At 48.6% G+C, this 19,509-nt stretch carries 23 protein-coding genes; all 23 read left to right on the top strand.

What is annotated here, in order from left to right:
• The first annotated feature begins 9 nt into the window (after positions 1–9).
• The 23 genes from OHJ21_RS13345 to OHJ21_RS13235 all read left to right on the top strand — a co-directional run bounded on the left by OHJ21_RS13345 (position 10) and on the right by OHJ21_RS13235 (position 19,497).
• Positions 10–603 (top strand): flagellar hook capping FlgD N-terminal domain-containing protein, encoded by a 594-nt coding sequence (locus OHJ21_RS13345; RefSeq protein ID WP_394054762.1) that lies wholly within the window; start codon positions 10–12, stop codon positions 601–603.
• Complete coding sequence (locus OHJ21_RS13340; protein ID WP_394054764.1) at positions 600–989, top strand: TIGR02530 family flagellar biosynthesis protein; 390 nt, start codon at positions 600–602, stop codon at positions 987–989. Before OHJ21_RS13345 ends, OHJ21_RS13340 begins: the two co-directional genes overlap by 4 nt.
• A gap of 74 nt (positions 990–1,063) precedes the next feature.
• Positions 1,064–1,888, top strand: coding sequence for a flagellar basal body rod protein FlgG (flgG, locus tag OHJ21_RS13335; protein ID WP_326112947.1), 825 nt, complete (start codon positions 1,064–1,066; stop codon positions 1,886–1,888).
• A 51-nt stretch (positions 1,889–1,939) separates the two neighbouring features.
• Positions 1,940–2,164, top strand: a complete 225-nt coding sequence (locus tag OHJ21_RS13330) for a flagellar FlbD family protein (protein WP_009594749.1) — start codon at positions 1,940–1,942, stop codon at positions 2,162–2,164.
• Positions 2,161–2,625 carry a flagellar basal body-associated FliL family protein gene (locus OHJ21_RS13325; protein WP_100538069.1) on the top strand — a complete coding sequence of 155 codons (465 nt, stop codon included), beginning with the start codon at positions 2,161–2,163 and terminating at the stop codon, positions 2,623–2,625. Before OHJ21_RS13330 ends, OHJ21_RS13325 begins: the two co-directional genes overlap by 4 nt.
• 35 nt (positions 2,626–2,660) lie before the next feature.
• On the top strand, positions 2,661–3,659 hold the full coding sequence (gene fliM / locus OHJ21_RS13320) for a flagellar motor switch protein FliM (RefSeq protein ID WP_100538068.1): 999 nt from the start codon (positions 2,661–2,663) through the stop codon (positions 3,657–3,659).
• A complete protein-coding gene (fliY, locus tag OHJ21_RS13315) occupies positions 3,649–4,908 on the top strand; it encodes a flagellar motor switch phosphatase FliY (protein ID WP_486021037.1) in 1,260 nt (419 codons plus the stop codon). The genes fliM and fliY overlap by 11 nt, the downstream gene beginning before the upstream one ends.
• A 29-nt stretch (positions 4,909–4,937) precedes the next feature.
• The gene (locus OHJ21_RS13310) at positions 4,938–5,303 is read left to right on the top strand and encodes a response regulator (RefSeq protein ID WP_006211317.1); all 366 of its coding nucleotides are present in this window, start codon (positions 4,938–4,940) and stop codon (positions 5,301–5,303) included.
• Positions 5,304–5,314: 11 nt separating this feature from the next.
• Entirely contained in the window at positions 5,315–5,839 is a 525-nt protein-coding gene (locus OHJ21_RS13305; protein WP_100538066.1) for a FliO/MopB family protein, read from the top strand.
• Positions 5,836–6,588, top strand: coding sequence for a flagellar type III secretion system pore protein FliP (gene fliP / locus OHJ21_RS13300; protein WP_100538065.1), 753 nt, complete (start codon positions 5,836–5,838; stop codon positions 6,586–6,588). The genes OHJ21_RS13305 and fliP overlap by 4 nt, the downstream gene beginning before the upstream one ends.
• Before the next feature lie 39 nt (positions 6,589–6,627).
• Positions 6,628–6,897, top strand: coding sequence for a flagellar biosynthesis protein FliQ (fliQ, locus tag OHJ21_RS13295; protein WP_100538064.1), 270 nt, complete (start codon positions 6,628–6,630; stop codon positions 6,895–6,897).
• An 11-nt stretch (positions 6,898–6,908) separates the two neighbouring features.
• Positions 6,909–7,697, top strand: a complete 789-nt coding sequence (fliR, locus tag OHJ21_RS13290; protein WP_100538063.1) for a flagellar biosynthetic protein FliR — start codon at positions 6,909–6,911, stop codon at positions 7,695–7,697.
• A gap of 20 nt (positions 7,698–7,717) precedes the next feature.
• Entirely contained in the window at positions 7,718–8,806 is a 1,089-nt protein-coding gene (gene flhB / locus OHJ21_RS13285; protein ID WP_100538062.1) for a flagellar biosynthesis protein FlhB, read from the top strand.
• Positions 8,807–8,830: 24 nt separating this feature from the next.
• Positions 8,831–10,864, top strand: a complete 2,034-nt coding sequence (flhA, locus tag OHJ21_RS13280) for a flagellar biosynthesis protein FlhA (RefSeq protein WP_100538061.1) — start codon at positions 8,831–8,833, stop codon at positions 10,862–10,864.
• Positions 10,861–12,300, top strand: coding sequence for a flagellar biosynthesis GTPase FlhF (flhF, locus tag OHJ21_RS13275; RefSeq protein WP_486020251.1), 1,440 nt, complete (start codon positions 10,861–10,863; stop codon positions 12,298–12,300). The genes flhA and flhF overlap by 4 nt, the downstream gene beginning before the upstream one ends.
• Entirely contained in the window at positions 12,297–13,187 is an 891-nt protein-coding gene (locus OHJ21_RS13270; RefSeq protein WP_486020250.1) for a MinD/ParA family protein, read from the top strand. The genes flhF and OHJ21_RS13270 overlap by 4 nt, the downstream gene beginning before the upstream one ends.
• 38 nt (positions 13,188–13,225) lie before the next feature.
• The gene (locus OHJ21_RS13265; protein ID WP_486020249.1) at positions 13,226–14,563 is read left to right on the top strand and encodes a protein-glutamate methylesterase/protein-glutamine glutaminase; all 1,338 of its coding nucleotides are present in this window, start codon (positions 13,226–13,228) and stop codon (positions 14,561–14,563) included.
• Positions 14,564–14,586: 23 nt separating this feature from the next.
• Complete coding sequence (locus OHJ21_RS13260; RefSeq protein ID WP_326094805.1) at positions 14,587–16,656, top strand: chemotaxis protein CheA; 2,070 nt, start codon at positions 14,587–14,589, stop codon at positions 16,654–16,656.
• 50 nt (positions 16,657–16,706) lie between these two features.
• Entirely contained in the window at positions 16,707–17,168 is a 462-nt protein-coding gene (locus OHJ21_RS13255; RefSeq protein ID WP_071220099.1) for a chemotaxis protein CheW, read from the top strand.
• A 36-nt stretch (positions 17,169–17,204) separates the two neighbouring features.
• Complete coding sequence (locus tag OHJ21_RS13250) at positions 17,205–17,798, top strand: chemotaxis protein CheC (RefSeq protein WP_251035541.1); 594 nt, start codon at positions 17,205–17,207, stop codon at positions 17,796–17,798.
• On the top strand, positions 17,791–18,288 hold the full coding sequence (locus OHJ21_RS13245; protein WP_100538055.1) for a chemotaxis protein CheD: 498 nt from the start codon (positions 17,791–17,793) through the stop codon (positions 18,286–18,288). Before OHJ21_RS13250 ends, OHJ21_RS13245 begins: the two co-directional genes overlap by 8 nt.
• Positions 18,289–18,291: 3 nt before the next feature.
• Complete coding sequence (locus tag OHJ21_RS13240; RefSeq protein ID WP_100538054.1) at positions 18,292–18,693, top strand: hypothetical protein; 402 nt, start codon at positions 18,292–18,294, stop codon at positions 18,691–18,693.
• 15 nt (positions 18,694–18,708) lie between these two features.
• Positions 18,709–19,497: a FliA/WhiG family RNA polymerase sigma factor gene (locus tag OHJ21_RS13235; RefSeq protein ID WP_071220103.1), complete on the top strand. Its 789-nt coding sequence runs from the start codon at positions 18,709–18,711 to the stop codon at positions 19,495–19,497.
• Positions 19,498–19,509 lie beyond the last annotated feature (12 nt).

Here is a 19,509-nt window from a genome sequence, read left to right as displayed (position 1 = left end):
TGAGCTTGGATGGCAACAAATCCGGTATCTACAAATAATATGTGGCCCAATTATGCTAAAGGGAATGTCAGCAGTAAAAGCGGAAACGGCCAGGAGCTTGGAAAAGACCAGTTCTTGAGCATCCTGATTACGCAATTAAGGCATCAGGATCCGCTTCAGCCGATGCAGGACCGGGAGTTTATTGCCCAAATGGCCCAGTTTACTTCCCTGGAGCAGTTGATGAATATCAACACTCAATTAACAGCGATGAGTCAGTCTCTGGGTGCAGCTTCAAGTTTGATCGGTAAACAGATCAGCTGGATGTTCAAGCCGGAGGATGGTTCGGAGTCGGTGATGAAGAGCGGTATCGTAGATTCCATCATGGTTCGTGAAGGCGTCCATTATGCGAAAGTCGGTGACAGTGAAGTATCGCTTGACCAGATCGTGAAAATCGAGAACGCCGTAACCGAGAATGATCCAGAAGCATCGAATCCAGGTCCGACAGATCCTGCAACAAACCATCCGGATCCTTCCGTACCTGAAACAGGCAATCCCGATCCGTCAGAACCTGAAGCCGGAGATTCCGGACAAGGGGGAGAAGAGCCTGGGGGAACAGCGTCATGAATGACCGTATGATGATAGGGCATTTATACCCTGGGAAAATACATCCCGCAGCACTTCATAATGAACGAAAAACAGCACAAGCTCAGACGAATCCACCCGCCGGGACGTTCCAGGAACTTTTAAATGAGAATCTTCTAAAAATCAGCAATCATGCGGCGAAGAGACTTCAGCAGCGCGGCATTGAATTAAAGAGTGATCAGCTTGCGCAGATTCAGAGCGCTGTGGACAAAGCTGCAGCGAAGGGAAGCAAGGAATCACTCATTCTGATGAGGGATATGGCTCTCATTGTGAATATTCCGAATCGGACCGTGGTCACTGCAATGGATGGCAACGCGATGAAGGATAACGTTTTTACGCAAATTGATAGTGCAGTAATTATTTCGTAAATCTGGCTGGCCCGTGAGGAAGCCAGGCGGCCGCTGATCGACAGAAGCGGTCCATAACAAAAGGAGGAAAATCGATGTTAAGATCCATGTATTCCGGTATTTCCGGAATGAGAGGTTTCCAAACCAAGCTTGATGTCATTGGTAATAACATTGCCAACGTAAACACGGTTGGGTTTAAAGCGGGACGTGTGATGTTTAAAGATATCCTCAGCCAAACGATGTCCGGTGTTACGCCGGGTACCGATGATCCAACCGGTGGTGTAAACGCGAAACAGATCGGTCTTGGTGTATCGATTGGTTCGATTGATACATTGCATACTCCAGGTAGCGCAATGACAACCAATAATCCGACGGATCTGAGAATTGACGGTGACGGATTTTTCATGGTGAAGCTAAGCGAGGATCAAGAGATGGCTTTCTTGACCCGCGCAGGTGACTTTCATGTAGACGTAGCGCGAAACCTGGTCACTTCGGATGGTATGCTCGTTCTTGATTCGGCGGGTGAACCAATCCAGTTGGACGATGATGTAACGGCCTTTACGATTGCGCAGAATGGCGCCATCATTCAGAAGATGAGTGACGGAACGACGGAAGAGGGAGCCATCATCGGCGTTGCGAAAATTCCGAATCCGGAAGGCCTGGAGAAAATCGGCGGCAATATGTATCGCGTGACCCTTAATGCAGTCCCTGATGGCGATCTGGATGCCGTTATGTTTGAAGCGAACAATGCCGAAGAAGGAACCGGTGCTATCATTTCAGGTCAGCTCGAAATGTCCAACGTTGACCTGACCGGTGAATTTTCGGAAATGATTGTCGCTCAGCGGGGCTTCCAAGCCAACTCCCGGATTATCACGACTTCGGACGAAGTGCTTCAAGAAGTTGTCAATCTGAAACGATAAGGATGGATAGGGAGGGGTAATCCCCTCCCTGATTAAACAAGGAGGCTGTCCATGATATCGGTAACGAGGTTAAATGGTTCGCAGCTGTGGCTTAACGCGCTGTTGATAGAAATGGTTGAGGAGACTCCTGACACCTACATTACATTGATTAATGGAAAACGCATGATTGTGCTTGAAAGTGCAAATGAAATCATCGCTTCCGTTAAGGCGTATCATCACGAGGTAGGCATTCATCAAGCTACCATTAAAGTGCAGCAATTGGAGGAACCTTCATGAAAAAGATGCTCCCCTGGTTAATTACGATCCTGTTATCCATTACGTTGATTGTTCTGGCTATATTCCTATTGTCGGACAAGCTGCTTGGCGATAACGGTAAAAGTCAGGCTTCAGCCAATGCGGCGGCCTTACCTAAGTTGTCTGCCGATGAGATCGTGGCGATGACATCGGAAATCGCCGGGATCAAGACGAATTTAGCCGATCCAAACTATATCGCCCAGATGTCCTTTGCTTTTCAGCTTAGTGATAAAAAAGCTAAGGAAGAATTCGAAAAAATCAAGAATATCAAGATTAAACCGATTATTATCAAGACGTTAGCCGATACGAAGCCCGAATTACTGAATGATTCGAAGGGGCGCGAACAATTTAACGCTAAACTGGTGAATCTGGTTAATAAGTCGTTAACGTCTGGACGTTTAATTCAAATTGAAATGACAGATGTTATCGTCACTGAAATCTAGACTGTTCGTCGGACGACCTGTAAGGGGGTGAGTAGATGGTTGATGTTTTATCGCAGAATGAGATCGATGCCTTATTGGCCGCTCTCTCTTCAGGGGAAATGGATGCTGAAGAACTGAAAAAAGAGGAAACGCAAAAGAAAATTCGTTCTTATGATTTTAAGAGGGCACTCCGGTTTTCCAAGGATCATATTCGGAGCTTGACCCGCATTCACGAGAACTTTGCACGATATTTGACCACTTATTTCTCAGCACAATTACGTACTTTTGTGCAAATCAACGTGGTGCAGGTTGAACAGCTTCCATATGATGAATTTATTCGCTCCATACCCAAAATGACAGTTCTTAATATATTCGAGGCGGAACCGCTTGTCGGACGCATGGTGCTCGAGGTCCATCCGAACATTGCTTACGCGATGCTGGACCGTTTGCTGGGAGGAACGGGCATTGCTCCTTCTTCAATCAGCTCGATGACCGAAATCGAGACGATCATCATGGAACGCATTTTCAGCCGGGCATTCGATAGTCTGCAGGAAGCATGGAAAACGGTGCTCGACATATCGCCGCGCCTTGAAGCATTGGAGACGAACCCGCAATTTATGCAGATCGTTTCTCCAAACGAAACCATTGCGCTAATTTCCCTTAGCACCAAAATCGGCGATACCACGGGGATGATTAATCTGTGTATCCCGCATGTGGTGCTGGAACCGATCATGTCCAAGCTATCCGCGCATCAATGGTTTATCTCGGAGAAAAAAGCGAGTGTTCCAGAGGAAGTAGATGCTCTTAAGCAGCGTGTAAGTAAAGCCAAACTTCCGATTGTTGCCGAGCTTGGCGTTTCCCAGCTTACCGTGTCCGAATTTTTAGGACTGAGTGTCGGTGACGTCATCTCATTAAACAAGCCGATGCATGATGGACTCTCCATTAAGGTTGGGGACAGATTAAAGTTTATTGGCAGTCCCGGAACGATAAAAGACCGGGTTGCTGTACAAATCGATGAAATTGTCATCGAAGGAGCTGAAGAATTTGACGAGTAAAGACTATTTATCCCAGGAAGAAATCGACGCTTTGTTAAAACAGTCGGAAATGGCATCACCAGCATCAATTCCTTCGGCGGCGACTGTCGATGATGTATTAACACCTCTAGAGCAGGATGCGCTTGGAGAGATTGGTAACATTACCTTTGGCAGTGCTGCAACCGCTCTGTCTACCTTGCTGGGCAAAAAAGTGGATATCACGACACCGAAAGTGTCGATCATTAAGCGAAGCGAGTTTGAGGAAGAATTTCCGAAGCCGCATGTAGCGGTACATGTTACTTATGTGGATGGATTTGAAGGAATCAACTCTCTAGTTATTAAAACACGTGATGCTCAGGTCATTGCCGATCTGATGTTAGGCGGGGAAGGCAACCCCGTGGAAGAGGAACTAAACGAGATTCATATCAGTGCCGTTCAGGAAGCGATGAACCAGATGATGGGTTCTTCGGCAACGAGCATGTCGACGATTTTTAACCGATTTGTCAATATCTCGCCGCCAGGCATTGACATTCTGAACATGGCGAATGGTGAAGGGGTCAACAACCTTCCGCAGGATGAAACACTGATTAAGATTTCATTCCGGTTAATTATCGGTGACCTTATTGATTCAACCATTATGCAGCTGCTTCCCGTTCATTTTTCCAAGGATATGGTTCACATGCTGATCAACGGAACGGAAGAGCCGCAGCCCGCGAAGCAGGAAGCCGCCCCGGCAGTGGAAGCACCTGTTAATACACAGGAACCGGCTCAAGCACCGGCTAACCCTGTTAATAGCAATGATATGGGCCAAGGATACGACTACGGACAAGGCTACAACCAGCCAGTGCAAGGACAGGGAGGACCGATCCCGCAATCCATGCCATATGGACAGCCGCAGATGCCTTACCAAGCGCAGCCGCAACAGTATGGCGACATGCCGAATCGTAATGTGAATGTACAGCCCGTACAGTTCGCGAATCTGCAATCGGCGCCTTACACCCAGGTGGATGAAAACAATCTGAACTTACTGATGGACATTCCCCTTAAAGTCACCGTAGAATTAGGGAGGACTCAAAAGCAAATTAAGGATATCCTGGAAATGTCGCAAGGTTCGATCATCGAGCTGGACAAGCTGGCCGGCGAGCCTGTAGACATCCTTGTCAACCATAAACTGATCGCCAAAGGCGAGGTCGTTGTCATCGATGAGAACTTTGGTGTACGCGTGACGGATATCGTAAGCCAATGGGACCGGATTCAAAAATTACAATAGCACAAACATTTTAGGGAGGATTTTTATCAATGGCTAACCGAATTCTGATTGTGGACGATGCTGCATTTATGAGAATGATGATCCGTGACATATTGGTCAAGAACGGATTCGAGGTTGTGGGAGAGGCACAGGACGGTGCGCAAGCAATCGAGAAATTTAAAGAACTTCGTCCAGATCTGATTACGATGGATATTACGATGCCGGAAATGGATGGTATCGCTGCGCTGAAAGAGATTAAAAAAGTCGACGCAAACGCAAAAGTGATTATGTGCTCTGCCATGGGCCAGCAAGCGATGGTGATTGATGCGATCCAGGCTGGAGCCAAGGACTTTATCGTTAAACCGTTCCAATCGGACAGAGTCATTGAAGCCATCAATAAGACGCTTGGCGTATAAGGATTCTTCTTATGATGATGGCAGCTTCTGATGGATTAGGCTCAAGTAGTACTACCGGGTATTATTTACAGTTGTTTTATGTCTTTATCGTACTTGCCATCATCGTTGCGTTGATCGTGTTCCTGATTCGCTTTCTCAGCAGAAAGAATCAGAGCTGGATGCAGGGCCGCTCCATTCGTACTTTGGGTGCGGTTGGGATGGGCCCTAACAAATCCCTTCAGCTCGTCGAAATTGGGGGCAGTATCTATGTGATCGGAGTTGGCGAAGACGTCCGGTTGGTGGACAAAATTTCTGATCCAGCTGAAGTTGCGCTTATCCAAGCTGCATTTGAACAGGATTCTGGAATACATAATGGGGCACTGCCGCCTTTTGTAACGAAACTGGCGGCAAAACTCCGTAAAGGTAAACCACCGGAAGAAATGGAATTGGACGATACATCTTCTTTCCATGAAGTGTTCGAATCCAAGCTGCGCAGCGTACCGAACCGGAAAGAAAAGGTCGAAGAATTGCTGCGGGAGGATCATAAAGATTCATGAATAAAAAGATCTCGTACGCTATCGCGATTTTCATATTGTTTGGATTTCTGTTTTCCCATACGGCATTTGCGGATCCGATTCCAAACATCGATATTCAAATCGGCAATGAGGGAGACACACCGGGGACAAGCTCCTTGTCCTTGATACTCCTGATCACCATTCTTAGCATTGCACCGGCGATCCTAGTGCTGATGACGAGTTTTACAAGGATTGTTATCGTGCTTGGCTTTGTCCGTACTTCGCTCGGCACACAGCAAACACCGCCAAACCAAGTGTTGATCGGCCTGGCTCTGTTCCTTACCTTATTCGTAATGGCTCCAACGTTGTCGTCGATAAATGATGTAGCGCTGCAGCCCTATCTTAAAGGTGAGATTACCCAAGCGGAAGCGCTGGATAAGGCTCAAGATCCAATGAAGAAGTTCATGTTCGCGCACACGCGGGAAAAGGATCTATTGTTGTTCATGAATTACACAGGCGCAGAGAAGCCCGAATCTTACGAGGATATTCCATTAACGGTTTTGGTACCGGCATTTGCCATTAGTGAGCTGAAGACGGGCTTCCAAATGGGCTTTATGATATTCATTCCGTTTCTGGTCATCGATATCGTGGTCGCCAGCGTGCTGATGGCCATGGGTATGATGATGCTGCCGCCGGTCATGATCTCGCTGCCATTCAAGATTTTGCTCTTCGTTTTGGTAGACGGCTGGTATCTGGTCGTGAAATCCATGCTGATGAGCTTTAACACGTAGCAATAAGCGGCAAGTAATTCGAATACAGGGGGACTCGCCGTGAGCGCTGAATTTATTATCGGTCTGGCAGGACAAGCGGTTTATATTGTGCTCCAGGTGAGCGCACCGATGCTGGTTCTCGCACTGGTTGTCGGACTTATCATCAGTATTTTTCAAGCGACAACACAAATCCAGGAACAGACACTGGCTTTCGTACCAAAAATCATTATCGTTCTTATAGCATTATTGCTGTTTGGTCCTTGGATATTAACGACGTTAGTGGATTTTACCCACGGTATTTTGGACAATCTCTACAAATATATCGGATAGGCTGAGTGTCCATGGAATGGTTGCAGCAAAGTTTACCTGTTTTCATGCTTATTTTTTGTCGAATAACAGCTTTTTTTGTAATATCGCCAGTGTTTACTTCACGCGGTATACCTCCTTCTTACAAAATTGGCCTTTCGGCCATCATCGCCCTGATCGTATATTTTTCGTTCGGGCTCGGAGAAACGGTTCCGCAAGATCTGTCTTACGTCATATTAATTGTCCAGGAAGTATTGGTGGGGCTGCTGCTTGGTTTCACTGCTTATCTTATTATGGCCGTCGTCCAAACGGCAGGAGCGTTAATTGACATTCAGATCGGGTTCAGCATGGCAAATGTTATCGATCCTTTTACAGGGGCTTCCTCCCCATTAATCGGCAACTTCAAGTATTATCTCGCTCTACTGGTATTCCTGAGCATGAATGGTCACCATTATCTGTTCGATGCGATTATGTACAGCTATGACTGGATCCCGATAACGGGAGATGTGTTTGGGAAGATCCATAACGGCAATGTGACGGATTTCCTCGTCCGGACATTCTCGCACTCATTTGTACTGGCACTTCAAATGGCGGCCCCGCTGGTAGCAGCCTTGTTCCTGACGGATGTCGGGCTTGGCTTTCTGGCAAGGACGGCACCGCAGTTCAATGTGTTTGTGATCGGGATTATTCTCAAAATCATCGTTGGACTCGTACTGCTGATGCTGCTCATGCCGATGCTGGTGTCACTATTTGATCATCTGTTTGCCAAAATGTTTGAAGCGCTCCGGCAGCTGCTCGGCGTTATTGGCGACGGGCCGACTTAAGGAGGATGGAGGTGAAGCGGATGTCATACCGGTATCCGGTCGACTTACAGCTGTTCGCTGGCGAAAAGACGGAGAAAGCCACGCCGAAGAAACGCCAGGATACACGTAAGAAAGGCCAAGTTGCCAAAAGTATGGAGGTATCGGGTGCATCGGTTTTGCTGGCCGCATTCTTTTGCTTGTTGATTTTCGGCGGTTATATGAGAGACCGCACCGTTCGACTGTTTACCGACGTTTATATTAATCGGCTCTCCATGGACGTAACGAAAGACAATGTGATGCAGTTATTCGGGGAGTACGGTATTCAAATCCTGCTTCTGCTGGCTCCATTGTTTATCTCGGTGTTCGTTGTTGCGCTGGTCGCTAATTATTTACAGGTCGGGTTTATGCTGACGGGCGAAACTTTGAAAATGAAATTCAGTAAAATCGATCCTATCAAAGGGTTCAAAAACATATTTTCGATGCGCTCCTTGGTCGAATTTTTGAAATCGGTCATTAAACTGACCATCATCGGTTACCTCGTGTACACCACCTTATGGGCTGCCAGGGAAGGATTATCGTCCTTGTCGACGATGGGGCCCGATACCATTTTTCATTTCGTGGCCGATATCACCATGTCACTGGGTTTCAAGATTGCCATCGGGCTGATCATTCTAGCCGTTTTGGATTACATGTATCAGAAATATGATTACGAAAAAAACATTCGAATGTCCAAACAGGACATCAAAGACGAGTACAAGAAGATGGAGGGCGATCCGCTGATCAAAGGAAAGATCAGGGAACGCCAGCGTCGGATGGCACTTCAGCGGATGATGCAGGAAGTCCCGAATGCCGACGTTATCATCACGAACCCGACCCACTTTGCAGTGGCGATCAAATATGACGGGTCCATGATGGAAGCACCGCAGATCATTGCGAAGGGCCAGGACTTCATGGCCTTGCGGATTAAAGAAATAGCGAAGGAACACGGAATTATAACGATGGAAAACAAGCCGCTGGCACGCGCTTTGTACCAACGGTCGGAAATCGGGGATTCGATTCCGGGAGACCTGTTCCAGGCCGTAGCGGAAGTGCTGGCCTATGTATATAAACTAAAAGGTAAAGTGAAATAATTAGGGACCGGAGGCGTCAGTGCAGTGAAAATAAAAGATCTATCTGTCCTTGCGGGTGTCATTGGCATCGTACTCATGATGATTCTTCCGATCCCGGTATGGCTGCTCGATGTACTCCTGATTATCAATATCTCGCTGGCGCTTATTATTTTGCTGGTGGCCATGAATACGAAGGAAGCCTTGGACTTCTCCATCTTCCCTTCCTTACTGCTCATCACGACACTGTTTCGTGTAGCGCTTAACATTTCGACAACGAAGCTGATCCTGTCGGAAGCTAATGCGGGTGAGGTCGTAGCCACGTTCGGTAAATGGATAGCGAATGGCGAAATTGCGGTTGGATTCATCGTCTTTTTGATCCTCGTTGTCGTACAGTTCATCGTCATTACCAAAGGCTCGGAGCGGGTTGCCGAGGTTGCGGCAAGATTTACGCTCGATGCGATGCCTGGTAAACAGATGAGTATCGATGCGGATCTGAACGCAGGTTTGATCAATGAGCAGCAAGCCAGGGAGCGCAGAAGAAAAATCGAGCGGGAAGCCGACTTTTACGGGGCTATGGATGGTGCAAGTAAATTCGTTAAGGGTGATGCCATCGCCACGATTGTCATCATGCTGATCAACCTGATCGGCGGATTTATCATCGGGATCTCGATTCATGGAATGTCATTTGGAGACGCGATGAGCACATATTCCATCCTGACAATCGGGGACGGATTGGTCAGTCAGATTCCGGCGCTTCTAATTTCCACTGCAGCGGGGCTGATTGTTACAAGAGCTTCTTCGGAAGGGAACCTGGCGGAGGATCTGACAGGGCAGCTCTTCTCATACCCTCATCTATTGTACATTGTTTCAGGTACCGTTCTGTTGCTAGGGATTTTCACACCCATTCATCTGATTACGACCGCACCGATTGCACTCGTCTTATTTATTGCGGCGAGGAGGATGCAGAACAATCTGGACCGCAAGCAGGTCGAGGTGGAGCAGCTGGAGGAGGAACAGCAAATCGAAGAGGTTCGAAGTCCGGAAAGCGTGATCAACCTGCTGCAGGTTGACCCGATCGAATTCGAATTCGGGTATGGGTTGATTCCGCTCGCAGATGCGCAGCAGGGTGGAGACTTATTGGACCGGATCATTATGATTCGTAGACAATGCGCACTTGAGCTGGGACTCGTCGTACCGGTTATCCGAATTCGCGACAATATTCAACTAAAACCGAACGAATATGTCATAAAAATAAAAGGGAATGCTGTCGGCGGCGGTGAATTATTATTAAATCACTATCTTGCCATGAGCCCTGGGTACGAGGATGATTCCGTAACGGGGATCGAAACGACCGAACCGGCTTTTGGGCTACCTGCTCTTTGGATAGATGAAGCCATGAAAGAGCGAGCGGATCTTGCGGGCTATACCGTTGTCGATCCACCGTCCGTTGTGGCTACCCATTTGACCGAGTTAATTAAGAGACATGCACATGAGCTGATTGGACGCCAGGAGACCAAGGCATTGGTTGACAACATTAGAGAAAGCTATCCGGTCCTTGTGGATGAGCTCATTCCTTCCGTGCTGACCATTGGAGAAGTGCAGAAGGTATTGGCTAAGCTTCTCCGCGAAAAAATCTCGATCCGGGACATGGTCACGATTCTTGAGACGCTTGCGGACTATGGACATTACTCGAAAGATCCCGATGTCCTTACCGAATATGTAAGACAAGCCCTCTCGCGCCAGATTACCCAGCAATATGCTCAAGAGGGAGAGGCCATGCGGGTCATCACGGTTGGACCACAGCTGGAGAAGAAGATCGCCGAAAGCGTCCAGCAGAGCGACCAAGGAAGCTATCTTGCCATGGACCCGGCATCGACACAGAGTGTGTTTCAGAAGCTCAGTGAACAGGTTAACCGGATCATTCAGATGGGACAGCAGCCTGTTCTGCTTACCTCACCGGCCATAAGAATGTATTTAAGGCAGGTCATTGAACGAAGCATGCAGGATATTCCGGTGTTGTCCTATAGTGAGCTGGAGCCGAACGTCGAAATTCAAAGTGTCGGAGTGGTGAACTTATGAGAGTGAAGAGGTATATCGTCGACACGATGCCTGAGGCGATGCAGCACATTCGGACCGATTTGGGTGCGGATGCCGTCATACTGAGTACGAAGGAAACCAAGGTAGGCGGATTCCTGGGGATGTTTACCCGTAAGAAGATCGAGGTGATCGCGGCAGTAGAACAAGCGGAGAAATCCAAAGGTTCTGCTCCGATAAAGTCCAAAGTTACGCCTTCTGTACCTTCTGGTGCCGTACCCAGGGCATATCAACGAACAGCAGAAATTTCGAAGCCAGGTTCACAGACTTCCACGAGTTCTGTGAATAACACGGATACAGCTTCCGGCGTACAGCATGAGGACGACTATAGTCGTTTTGCAGAGATTCTCAGCCAGGTTGCAGCTTCCGAGGAGACGGTTGACAGGCAAAAGGACGAATTGGACCTCGCGCAACAGCCTGCAGCAGCTGCAAAAGCAGCGATGCGAAGCGGTCAAACGGAAACAGCAGTGTCAGTTGAATCTGTTAAGTCATCCCGTGGGAGACAGGAGGAGCCTTTAAGTTCCCGTCTGGGAATTAGCGAATCCGAACAAAGAGTCCTTGAAGAGCTTAAGGAAATGAAGGAATGGATTGCGCGATTATCCAGGCAAAATCTTGAAGCGCAGCATCTTCCCGAGCCGCTGCAAAGCATTCGGGATCAGCTGCTCAAGCAGGATCTTTCGGCCAAGCTGACGGAAGAGTGGCTCACAGCCGCGGAGGAAGCCTGGAAAGCTAATCATATGCAGATGAGCGAGGCCGAGCTGCAGAACGTGATTTACAAGCAAGCCGAGGCGTTCCTTGAGGGTCGTATCGGCGGCGGAGTTCAGCCCGAGACGCGGATTGTGTATATCGCCGGACCGACAGGGGTCGGCAAGACAACCACGATCGCGAAGATCGCTGCAGAGCAGCTGTTCCGTAACCAACGCAAGGTAGGTCTGATCACCTCCGATACGTATCGGATATCTGCCGTTGAACAGCTGCGTACCTACGCATCCATTCTCAATGTGCCGATGGATGTTGTGCAATCGCCTGGTGATATGCAGCGGGCCCTTCAGAAGCTGCAGGATTGTGATTTGGTGTTAATGGATACAGCGGGTCGGAACTACCGGAATGAGCTGCTCGTTTCCGAGCTTCAAAGTTTGTTCTCCCATTCCGATCAAAGCGAAACCTATCTGGTGCTCAGCCTGACTTCCAAGAGCAGCGATATGATCGAAATCGCGGATCATTTCAGCAAATACGAACTCGATAAGGTCATTTTCACGAAGATGGATGAAACCGGAAGCTACGGCTCCTTGTTTAATCTGATTGATGCCCATAACCTTCGCTTGTCCTATATGACCAATGGTCAAAATGTGCCGGATGATCTGTTGATGGCCGACAGTGAGCGGTTATGCCATCTGCTGCTGGGAGAGATTCGTACATGACGGATCAAGCTCATTCGCTTCGCCAGCTGGTTTCTTCCCAGCAGTCAGGGAACAGCGGTATGGCAACATCTCCAAGAACTGCCAAGATTATAACGGTCAGCAGCGGAAAAGGCGGGGTTGGCAAATCCAATTTCACACTGAATTTTGCGCTGACTTTGCAGTCGATGGGCAAAAAAGTATTGGTGTTTGATGCCGACATCGGGATGGCAAACATTGACGTTCTTATGGGCGTAAGCTCCCGGTACAGCCTATATCATCTCATTCGCCGGGAGAAGAGCATTGAAGAAGTGATTCAGTACGGGCCGGACAGGCTTCCCTACATTGCTGGAGGTTCCGGTTTGGCGGACATGATGTCCCTATCGGAAGACGAGATGGATTATTTTATATCCCAGATTGAGCGTATTGCTTCCAAGATGGACTATATCATCTTTGATACAGGAGCCGGCTTATCCAAGGAAAATATGAAATTCATTACGTCCGCTGATCAATGCCTTGTCGTCACGACGCCGGAACCGACATCCATTACGGATGCCTATGCCTTAATCAAGGTGGTGCACGGCACGGAATGCCAGGTTCCGTTCAGCCTGATTGTCAATCGTGCGGGTGATGAACAGGAGGCTCGGGAAGCTGCTAACAAAATCATTTTGACGGCCCAGCGTTTTCTGGATATCGATATCAAGCTGCTCGGTTCGATTGCCGATGATACACGTGTTGTCCAGGCGGTTAAGCGGCAGGTCCCGTTCACAGCGGCTTATCCGCGATGTAACGCTTCTAGTGATATCAGACGGATCGCGCTCCGCTACATGACCGTTCCTGCTGCCACAGAGCCGGAAGCTCCGAAGGGAATCAAAGGATTTATGCATCGGTGGCTCAAACGTACGAAATGATTCTTTGCTTGGATTAATGGAAACTGAGGTGGACATCTATGAAGCCTTTTCGTGTGCTTGTCGTTGACGATTCCGCATTCATGAGGAAAATCTTTTCCGATTTCATCGAGCGCGACCCCTCTTTTCAGGTTGTCGGAACAGCTGATAACGGGCTTGATGCCGTTCGGAAAGTAAAGGAATTGAATCCGGACGTCATTACACTGGATGTAGAAATGCCGGAAATGAACGGCCTGGATGCTCTGAAATTAATTATGGATTCGGGCCCCCGTCCGGTCATTATGTTGTCCGGCATTAATGAGCAAGGCATGAAAGAGACCATTCTTGCCCTTGAGGCAGGAGCATTTGATTTTATACGAAAGCCTTCCATTTCTAATGCGCTTGATATTGAGCAGGTGCGTTCAGAACTAATGAAGCAACTGAATGCGGCGATGCAGGCTAAACAGCGGAGGGCATTGTGGGAAGAAGAAGAGCAGAGACGACGGAGCGCGGACATAACGGTTCCTCTTTCGCCAAAGCCTTCTGACAAAACGCTGAACAAGAAACCGCAGGTGAATGAGACTAAAACGAAGGTCAGCGAGACTGACCAACGGAGCAAACTAAAGGATTCACCTCGTATGCCGTCATCACGGACTGTTGAGAAGAAGGTGTCTACTGCTACGGAAGGAGCAGAGCCCTCTGGATCAAAGAGAAAACGTGCAGATCGTAAGCCAGTTACGGACTTAGCTCCAGTCGTGCTTCCAGAGAACGAGAGTCGTCAGCGCCATGAAGCAAAGATACCGCAGTCAACGGAATTGACGGATTTGGTTGCGGTGGGCTGTTCGACCGGCGGGCCAAGAGCATTGAAGGCTTTTCTCGAGCCCATTCCCGGTGACTTCTGTGCCCCGATTGTCATCGTTCAACATATGCCGCCGAGTTTTACCAAATCGCTTGCACAGCGCCTGAATTCATTCAGCCAGCTGGAGGTCATGGAAGCAGAACAAGGGATGGTATTGGAACCAGGCAAAGCCTACATTGCCCCGGGAGGCAGCCATATGAGGGTTTACCGCTCGGACAGCGGCACTTACCAAATTAGGATAAGTGAGGATGAGACCCGCAACGGTCACCGTCCATCTGTAGATGTGCTGTTCGAATCCCTGCTGCCGTTGACCATGATCAAGCGTCATGCGGTACTGATGACCGGCATGGGAAGCGATGGAGCGAGAATGATGAAGAAGCTTTACGATACAGGGGTGACATCGACCTATGCGGAGAGCGAGCAAACCTGCGTCGTATACGGGATGCCGAGATCAGCTGTTGAGCTCGGATGCGTAAGCCACGTTCTGCCACTTCATGATATTGCACCTAGAATGGTTCAAGCTGTAAATAACGGAAAGTGAACTTGAAGAGGAGGTGTCTCTCAATGGACATGAATCAATATTTGACAATGTTTATTGATGAGTCAAATGATCATCTGCAATCATTAAATGAAAACATGCTTCAATTAGAAAGCAACCCGGACGATATCGGGATCGTACAGATTATTTTCCGATCGGCTCATACGCTCAAGGGTATGGCAGCAACGATGGGATACGAAGATCTGGCTTCGCTTACCCACCAGATGGAAAACGTGCTGGATCTTGTCCGGAACGAAAAGCTAAAGATGCAGGATTTTATCTTTGACACGCTCTTCAAAAGCTTGGACGCTCTTGAATCGATGGTGCAGGATATTACCGAAGGCGGGGACGGGAAAGCGGATGTTTCCTCTATCGTGGCTTCCTTGCAGTCGATTGTACGTGGAGAAGGAGCTTCGACTGGCGGTGGTGCTGCCGAAGGGGATAACTCCGTTGTGGCCGTCCAGGGAATTGAATTGGATGAGTTTCAATTCTCCGTGCTTGATCAATCGATTTCGGAAGGACATAAGGTTCTATATATACAAGTGACATTGCGAGAGGATTGCCAACTCAAGGCGGTTCGTGCCTACATGGTATTCGAAACGCTGGAAAGATCCGGAGAAATTGTCAAGACGTATCCGGACGTTCAAGAGATTGAACAAGGTGAATTCGATCGCGTATTTTCGTTGTATTACATAACACAAAGAGAAACGCAAGACATTGAAAGCCAGATTCTTGGCGTTTCGGAGATCGAGACTACTACGGTTGTGGCGCTCGATCATGAATCTTTGCAGCAAATGGTTCAGGAGAGCGCGGCTACAGCAGAAGCTGTTAAACCGCAAGTTTCAGAGGCAGCTCCAGCGGCAACGGCTTCGCCGGAAGCCAAGAGTACTTCTGCACCTGCCAAAGAGTCCAAGGCACCTGCCCGAAATGCAGGGGGAGGTAATCCTTCGAGAACGATACGGGTGGATATTGAGCGGCTGGATGTATTAATGAATCTGTTCAGTGAACTGCTAATTGACCGGGTACGGCTAGAACAATTGGCCAGTGAGTCCAAGAATCAGGAACTGACGGACACCGTTGAGCATATGAGCCGCGTGAGCAGCGATTTGCAGAATATCGTCCTGAAGCTGCGCATGGTCCCTGTGGATACGGTGTTTAATCGTTTTCCTAGGATGGTACGGGACCTTGCCAAAACATTGGACAAGAAGATTGATTTGATTATTACCGGGGCTGAAACGGAGCTGGATCGTACGGTTATTGATGAGATCGGGGACCCGCTGGTCCACTTGCTGCGGAACTCGGCAGACCATGGCGTCGAACCTGTAGCCGACCGTATCGCTGCCGGTAAACCGGAGACCGGTACCGTGCACCTGCGTGCGTTCCATAGCGGCAACAATGTTTTCATTGAGATTGAGGATGATGGACGCGGTATCTACCGTGACAAAATTCTGAAGAACGCATTGGCAAAGGGCGTTGTTACGGAGGCTGAAGCAGCGACCATGACCGATGACGAGGTCAATCAACTGCTATTTGCACCGGGATTCAGCACCGCAGAGAAAATCTCGGATGTATCAGGCCGAGGCGTTGGGCTTGACGTTGTTAAATCCAAAATCGTTGCTCTGGGCGGTAACGTCACCATCTACTCGACACCGGGAAAAGGCACGAACTTTTCCGTTCAGCTTCCATTAACGCTGTCTATCATTGCAGCTATGCTGATTCGGATGGGATCCGAAAAATATGCAATTCCGCTTTCCTCCATTGTTGAAACGGGCATCATCAAGCGTGGACAAATCAAACATGTTCACGGCAGCCGCATGATCCAGTTCCGGGAATCGCTGATTCCGGTCATCTCGCTCAGCCGTCTGTTTGAAGTTCCGGATTTTGACGAAGAGCTGGAAGAAGAAACAGAGATCGTTGTAATCCGCAAGGGGGATCGTTTGGCGGCACTCACCATCGATGATTTTATCGGACAGAGTGAAATCGTCATTAAAAATCTGGGTAAATATCTGCCTGCCATTCAGGGGGTATCCGGAGCAACCATCCTAGGGGATGGACAAGTCGCTCTTATCATTGACGCAAATGCATTTATCAAATAAAGGGTTGCTATTACGCACGGCAGGCCACACATTTTGAAGGAGGACTTATCATGGGAGAAGAAATCAAGGTTATTGTCTTTAAACTTGGCGAGGAAGAATACGGCATCGAGGTAGACAAGGTTCAGACCATTGAGCGAATGATGCCCATTACGCGTGTTCCCAAGACCTATGCTTTCGTAAAAGGGGTTATTAATCTTCGAGGCGTTGTCATCCCCGTCATTAATTTGCGCGGCCGTTTTGGATTGGACGAGGTTGAAGCAACCGATCAAACGCGGGTTATCATCGTAGCGGTCAATGACATGCAGGTAGGCTTTATCGTGGATTCCGCCAGTGATGTAATCGATCTGAATACGGACAGCATTGACTCTCCACCTGAGGTGGTCGGCGGAATTAAAGCGAAATATCTTCGCGGTGTCGCGAAGGTAGGAGAGGAGCGCCTTCTCGTTATGCTGAATCTGTCCGAAGTGCTGAACAAGAGTGAGATTATTCAGCTGGAAGGCCTTGAGGAGTAGACAGTGGAGCTGTTTAAGCATGGCAAGGAAATCAAAATGGATGTTTTGAAGGAAGTAGGAAACATCGGAGCGGGCAATGCGGCAACCGCCCTCTCCCGCTTGCTTAACAAACCTATTGATATGGCTGTTCCAAAAGTTCAACTCCTGCCGTTTGAACAGATTGCTGAAAGTGTAGGGGGGAGCGAACAACTCGTTCTTGCCGTATTTTTAAGGGTCGAAGGCAGTGCGCCGGGCAATCTCTTCTTTATTATGAGTCCGGAAGCTGGGAAGAATTTGCTGCAGAATCTGGCGGGATTTGAAGTTTCGGATGAGGAGCAATTCTCCGAGATGGAGCAGTCCGCATTATGCGAGATCGGAAACATATTGTCAGGCTCGTACTTATCGTCGCTCGCGGATTTGACCAATCTGTCCATGACACCTACGGTGCCGGCTCTCGCAATGGATATGGCAGGCGCCATCTTAAGTTATGGACTGCTGCAGTTCGGAGAAATGGGAGACGATGCCCTCTTAATCAACACGACGTTCCTAGAAGGGCAGAACGAGGTGGAAGGCCAGTTCTTCCTGATACCTGATCCACAATCATTTGCTCAAATTTTCGAAGCTTTAGGAGTGCCTTTAGAGCATGATTGAAGAACAAAGCATAGTGAAAGTAGCCATGGCGGATCTGAACGTCGCAGGTCCAAACGGTATTTTGCGAACAACGGGACTCGGCTCGTGCGTCGGACTGACGTTGTATGATCCGGTGACGAAGATTGGTGGAATGGCGCATGTGATGCTTCCATCTTCGGCGATCGCCAGAGAAGGGCAGCTGAATCTGGCAAAATACGCCGATACGGCTCTTCCGATCCTGTTGAACAAGATGAGGAATTTGGGTGCTTCTCCGGCACGTATGGTAGCCAAAATGGCAGGGGGAGCTCAAATGTTTGCTTTTGCCGGATCCGGTGACACCATGCGCATTGGACCTCGTAATGTGGAGTCTTGCAAGGCTGGGCTCGAGCAGATGGGGATTGCGCTAATTGCCGAGGATACCGGAGGAAATTATGGAAGAACCGTTGAGTTGGACTGTACAACGGGTAAGTTTACAATACGAAGCGTACAAAAGGGCATAAAGGAATTGTAGCTAATGGGAAAACTCCGTTTTTATCTGATGACTGGAATTGCCGGGTTTGTGTTCACATTTATTTTCTCCATACGTAACAATCTGTGGATGACTAGCATGTATCGGGCTCTCATTGCATGTGCGATTTGGTTTCTCCTGGCGTTCCTGTTGAATTGGATGTTTGCTGCCATTACGGGTCCGCGAGCCGCTGTTCAAGGGGACGCCGACACGCAGCGGGAGCAAAACCGAGGAACTGTTCTTGATTTATCCACGCCTGATGAGGATCGGGAATTGATGGATTTAATCCATTCCGAATCCAGCAGCAAAGAGAATGGAGACTTTGTACCGCTAAATCCTCCTAAGCTGGTTTCAACGAAAGAACCCGAAGAACTGGCCAAGGCCGTTCGTCACCTTACGGAAGAATAAGGAGGGTGAAGGCAATTGGACGAACGTAAAGCTTCTGTGCTAAATCATGCGGATTTATGGAGCGCATGGAAGGAAGATGGAGACCATGAAGCGAAGAAGAAACTAATCGAATATCATTTGCACATCGTTGACTATGTTTCAAGCCGTTTGGCCATCGGTCTTCCGAAGAACGTTTCTAAGGGAGATTTGGCCAGCAATGGGGTAATGGGTCTGATTGACGCTATCGAGAAGTTTGATTACAAGCGAGGGCTGCAATTCGAAACCTATGCTTCTTGGCGTGTGCGTGGGGCCATTCTGGACTCGCTGCGTCAAGGGGACTGGGTGCCTCGTTCCGTCCGCGAGAAGGCGAAGAAGATTGAAACTGCATATCAGCAGTTGGAACAGAAGTATTTACGCAGCGTCAGTGATTCCGAGATGAGTGATTACCTTGACGTGACCGAGAAGGAATTCCGGCACATGCTGCAGGAAGTAGCGGTCATGACATTGACATCTCTGGAGGATCCGATCCGCGAGGAGGAGTCTGAGACCCGAATGTCGCTCCTGGTTGATGAGAAAGCGAAGAATCCGGATCACAAGGTCCATGAATTTTACCTGCGAGAAGCCCTGATGAAGGGTATCGGTAAATTAACCCCGAAAGAGCGGACCGTAGTTTCCTTATTATATTATGAGGATTTATCACTCAGTGAAATTGCTGAAGTGATGTCGCTATCACCTTCACGAATATCTCAGCTTCATTCCAAAGCGATATTGAGACTTCGGGGCGCGCTCGATAAAGATCGGGATTTGCTGATGCAAAACGATTGACGCTTGCCATTT

The sequence above is a fragment of the Virgibacillus sp. LDC1 genome (assembly GCF_025792345.1).
Lineage (GTDB): Bacteria > Bacillota > Bacilli > Paenibacillales > Paenibacillaceae > Paenibacillus_AQ > Paenibacillus_AQ lautus.
This window is presented reverse-complemented; position numbering and strand designations above follow the sequence as displayed.

Coding starts and splice junctions, on each gene's coding strand:
- flgG (WP_326112947.1), top strand. CDS start 1,064: ATGTTAAGATCCATGTATTCCGGTATTTCCGGAATGAGAGGTTTCCAA.
- OHJ21_RS13265 (WP_486020249.1), top strand. CDS start 13,226: ATGAAGCCTTTTCGTGTGCTTGTCGTTGACGATTCCGCATTCATGAGG.
- OHJ21_RS13255 (WP_071220099.1), top strand. CDS start 16,707: ATGGGAGAAGAAATCAAGGTTATTGTCTTTAAACTTGGCGAGGAAGAA.
- OHJ21_RS13240 (WP_100538054.1), top strand. CDS start 18,292: ATGGGAAAACTCCGTTTTTATCTGATGACTGGAATTGCCGGGTTTGTG.
- fliR (WP_100538063.1), top strand. CDS start 6,909: ATGGAATGGTTGCAGCAAAGTTTACCTGTTTTCATGCTTATTTTTTGT.
- OHJ21_RS13260 (WP_326094805.1), top strand. CDS start 14,587: ATGGACATGAATCAATATTTGACAATGTTTATTGATGAGTCAAATGAT.
- OHJ21_RS13325 (WP_100538069.1), top strand. CDS start 2,161: ATGAAAAAGATGCTCCCCTGGTTAATTACGATCCTGTTATCCATTACG.
- OHJ21_RS13340 (WP_394054764.1), top strand. CDS start 600: ATGAATGACCGTATGATGATAGGGCATTTATACCCTGGGAAAATACAT.
- OHJ21_RS13305 (WP_100538066.1), top strand. CDS start 5,315: ATGATGATGGCAGCTTCTGATGGATTAGGCTCAAGTAGTACTACCGGG.
- flhF (WP_486020251.1), top strand. CDS start 10,861: ATGAGAGTGAAGAGGTATATCGTCGACACGATGCCTGAGGCGATGCAG.
- OHJ21_RS13345 (WP_394054762.1), top strand. CDS start 10: ATGGCAACAAATCCGGTATCTACAAATAATATGTGGCCCAATTATGCT.
- OHJ21_RS13270 (WP_486020250.1), top strand. CDS start 12,297: ATGACGGATCAAGCTCATTCGCTTCGCCAGCTGGTTTCTTCCCAGCAG.
- flhB (WP_100538062.1), top strand. CDS start 7,718: ATGTCATACCGGTATCCGGTCGACTTACAGCTGTTCGCTGGCGAAAAG.
- OHJ21_RS13330 (WP_009594749.1), top strand. CDS start 1,940: ATGATATCGGTAACGAGGTTAAATGGTTCGCAGCTGTGGCTTAACGCG.
- OHJ21_RS13250 (WP_251035541.1), top strand. CDS start 17,205: ATGGATGTTTTGAAGGAAGTAGGAAACATCGGAGCGGGCAATGCGGCA.
- OHJ21_RS13310 (WP_006211317.1), top strand. CDS start 4,938: ATGGCTAACCGAATTCTGATTGTGGACGATGCTGCATTTATGAGAATG.
- fliP (WP_100538065.1), top strand. CDS start 5,836: ATGAATAAAAAGATCTCGTACGCTATCGCGATTTTCATATTGTTTGGA.
- OHJ21_RS13245 (WP_100538055.1), top strand. CDS start 17,791: ATGATTGAAGAACAAAGCATAGTGAAAGTAGCCATGGCGGATCTGAAC.
- fliM (WP_100538068.1), top strand. CDS start 2,661: ATGGTTGATGTTTTATCGCAGAATGAGATCGATGCCTTATTGGCCGCT.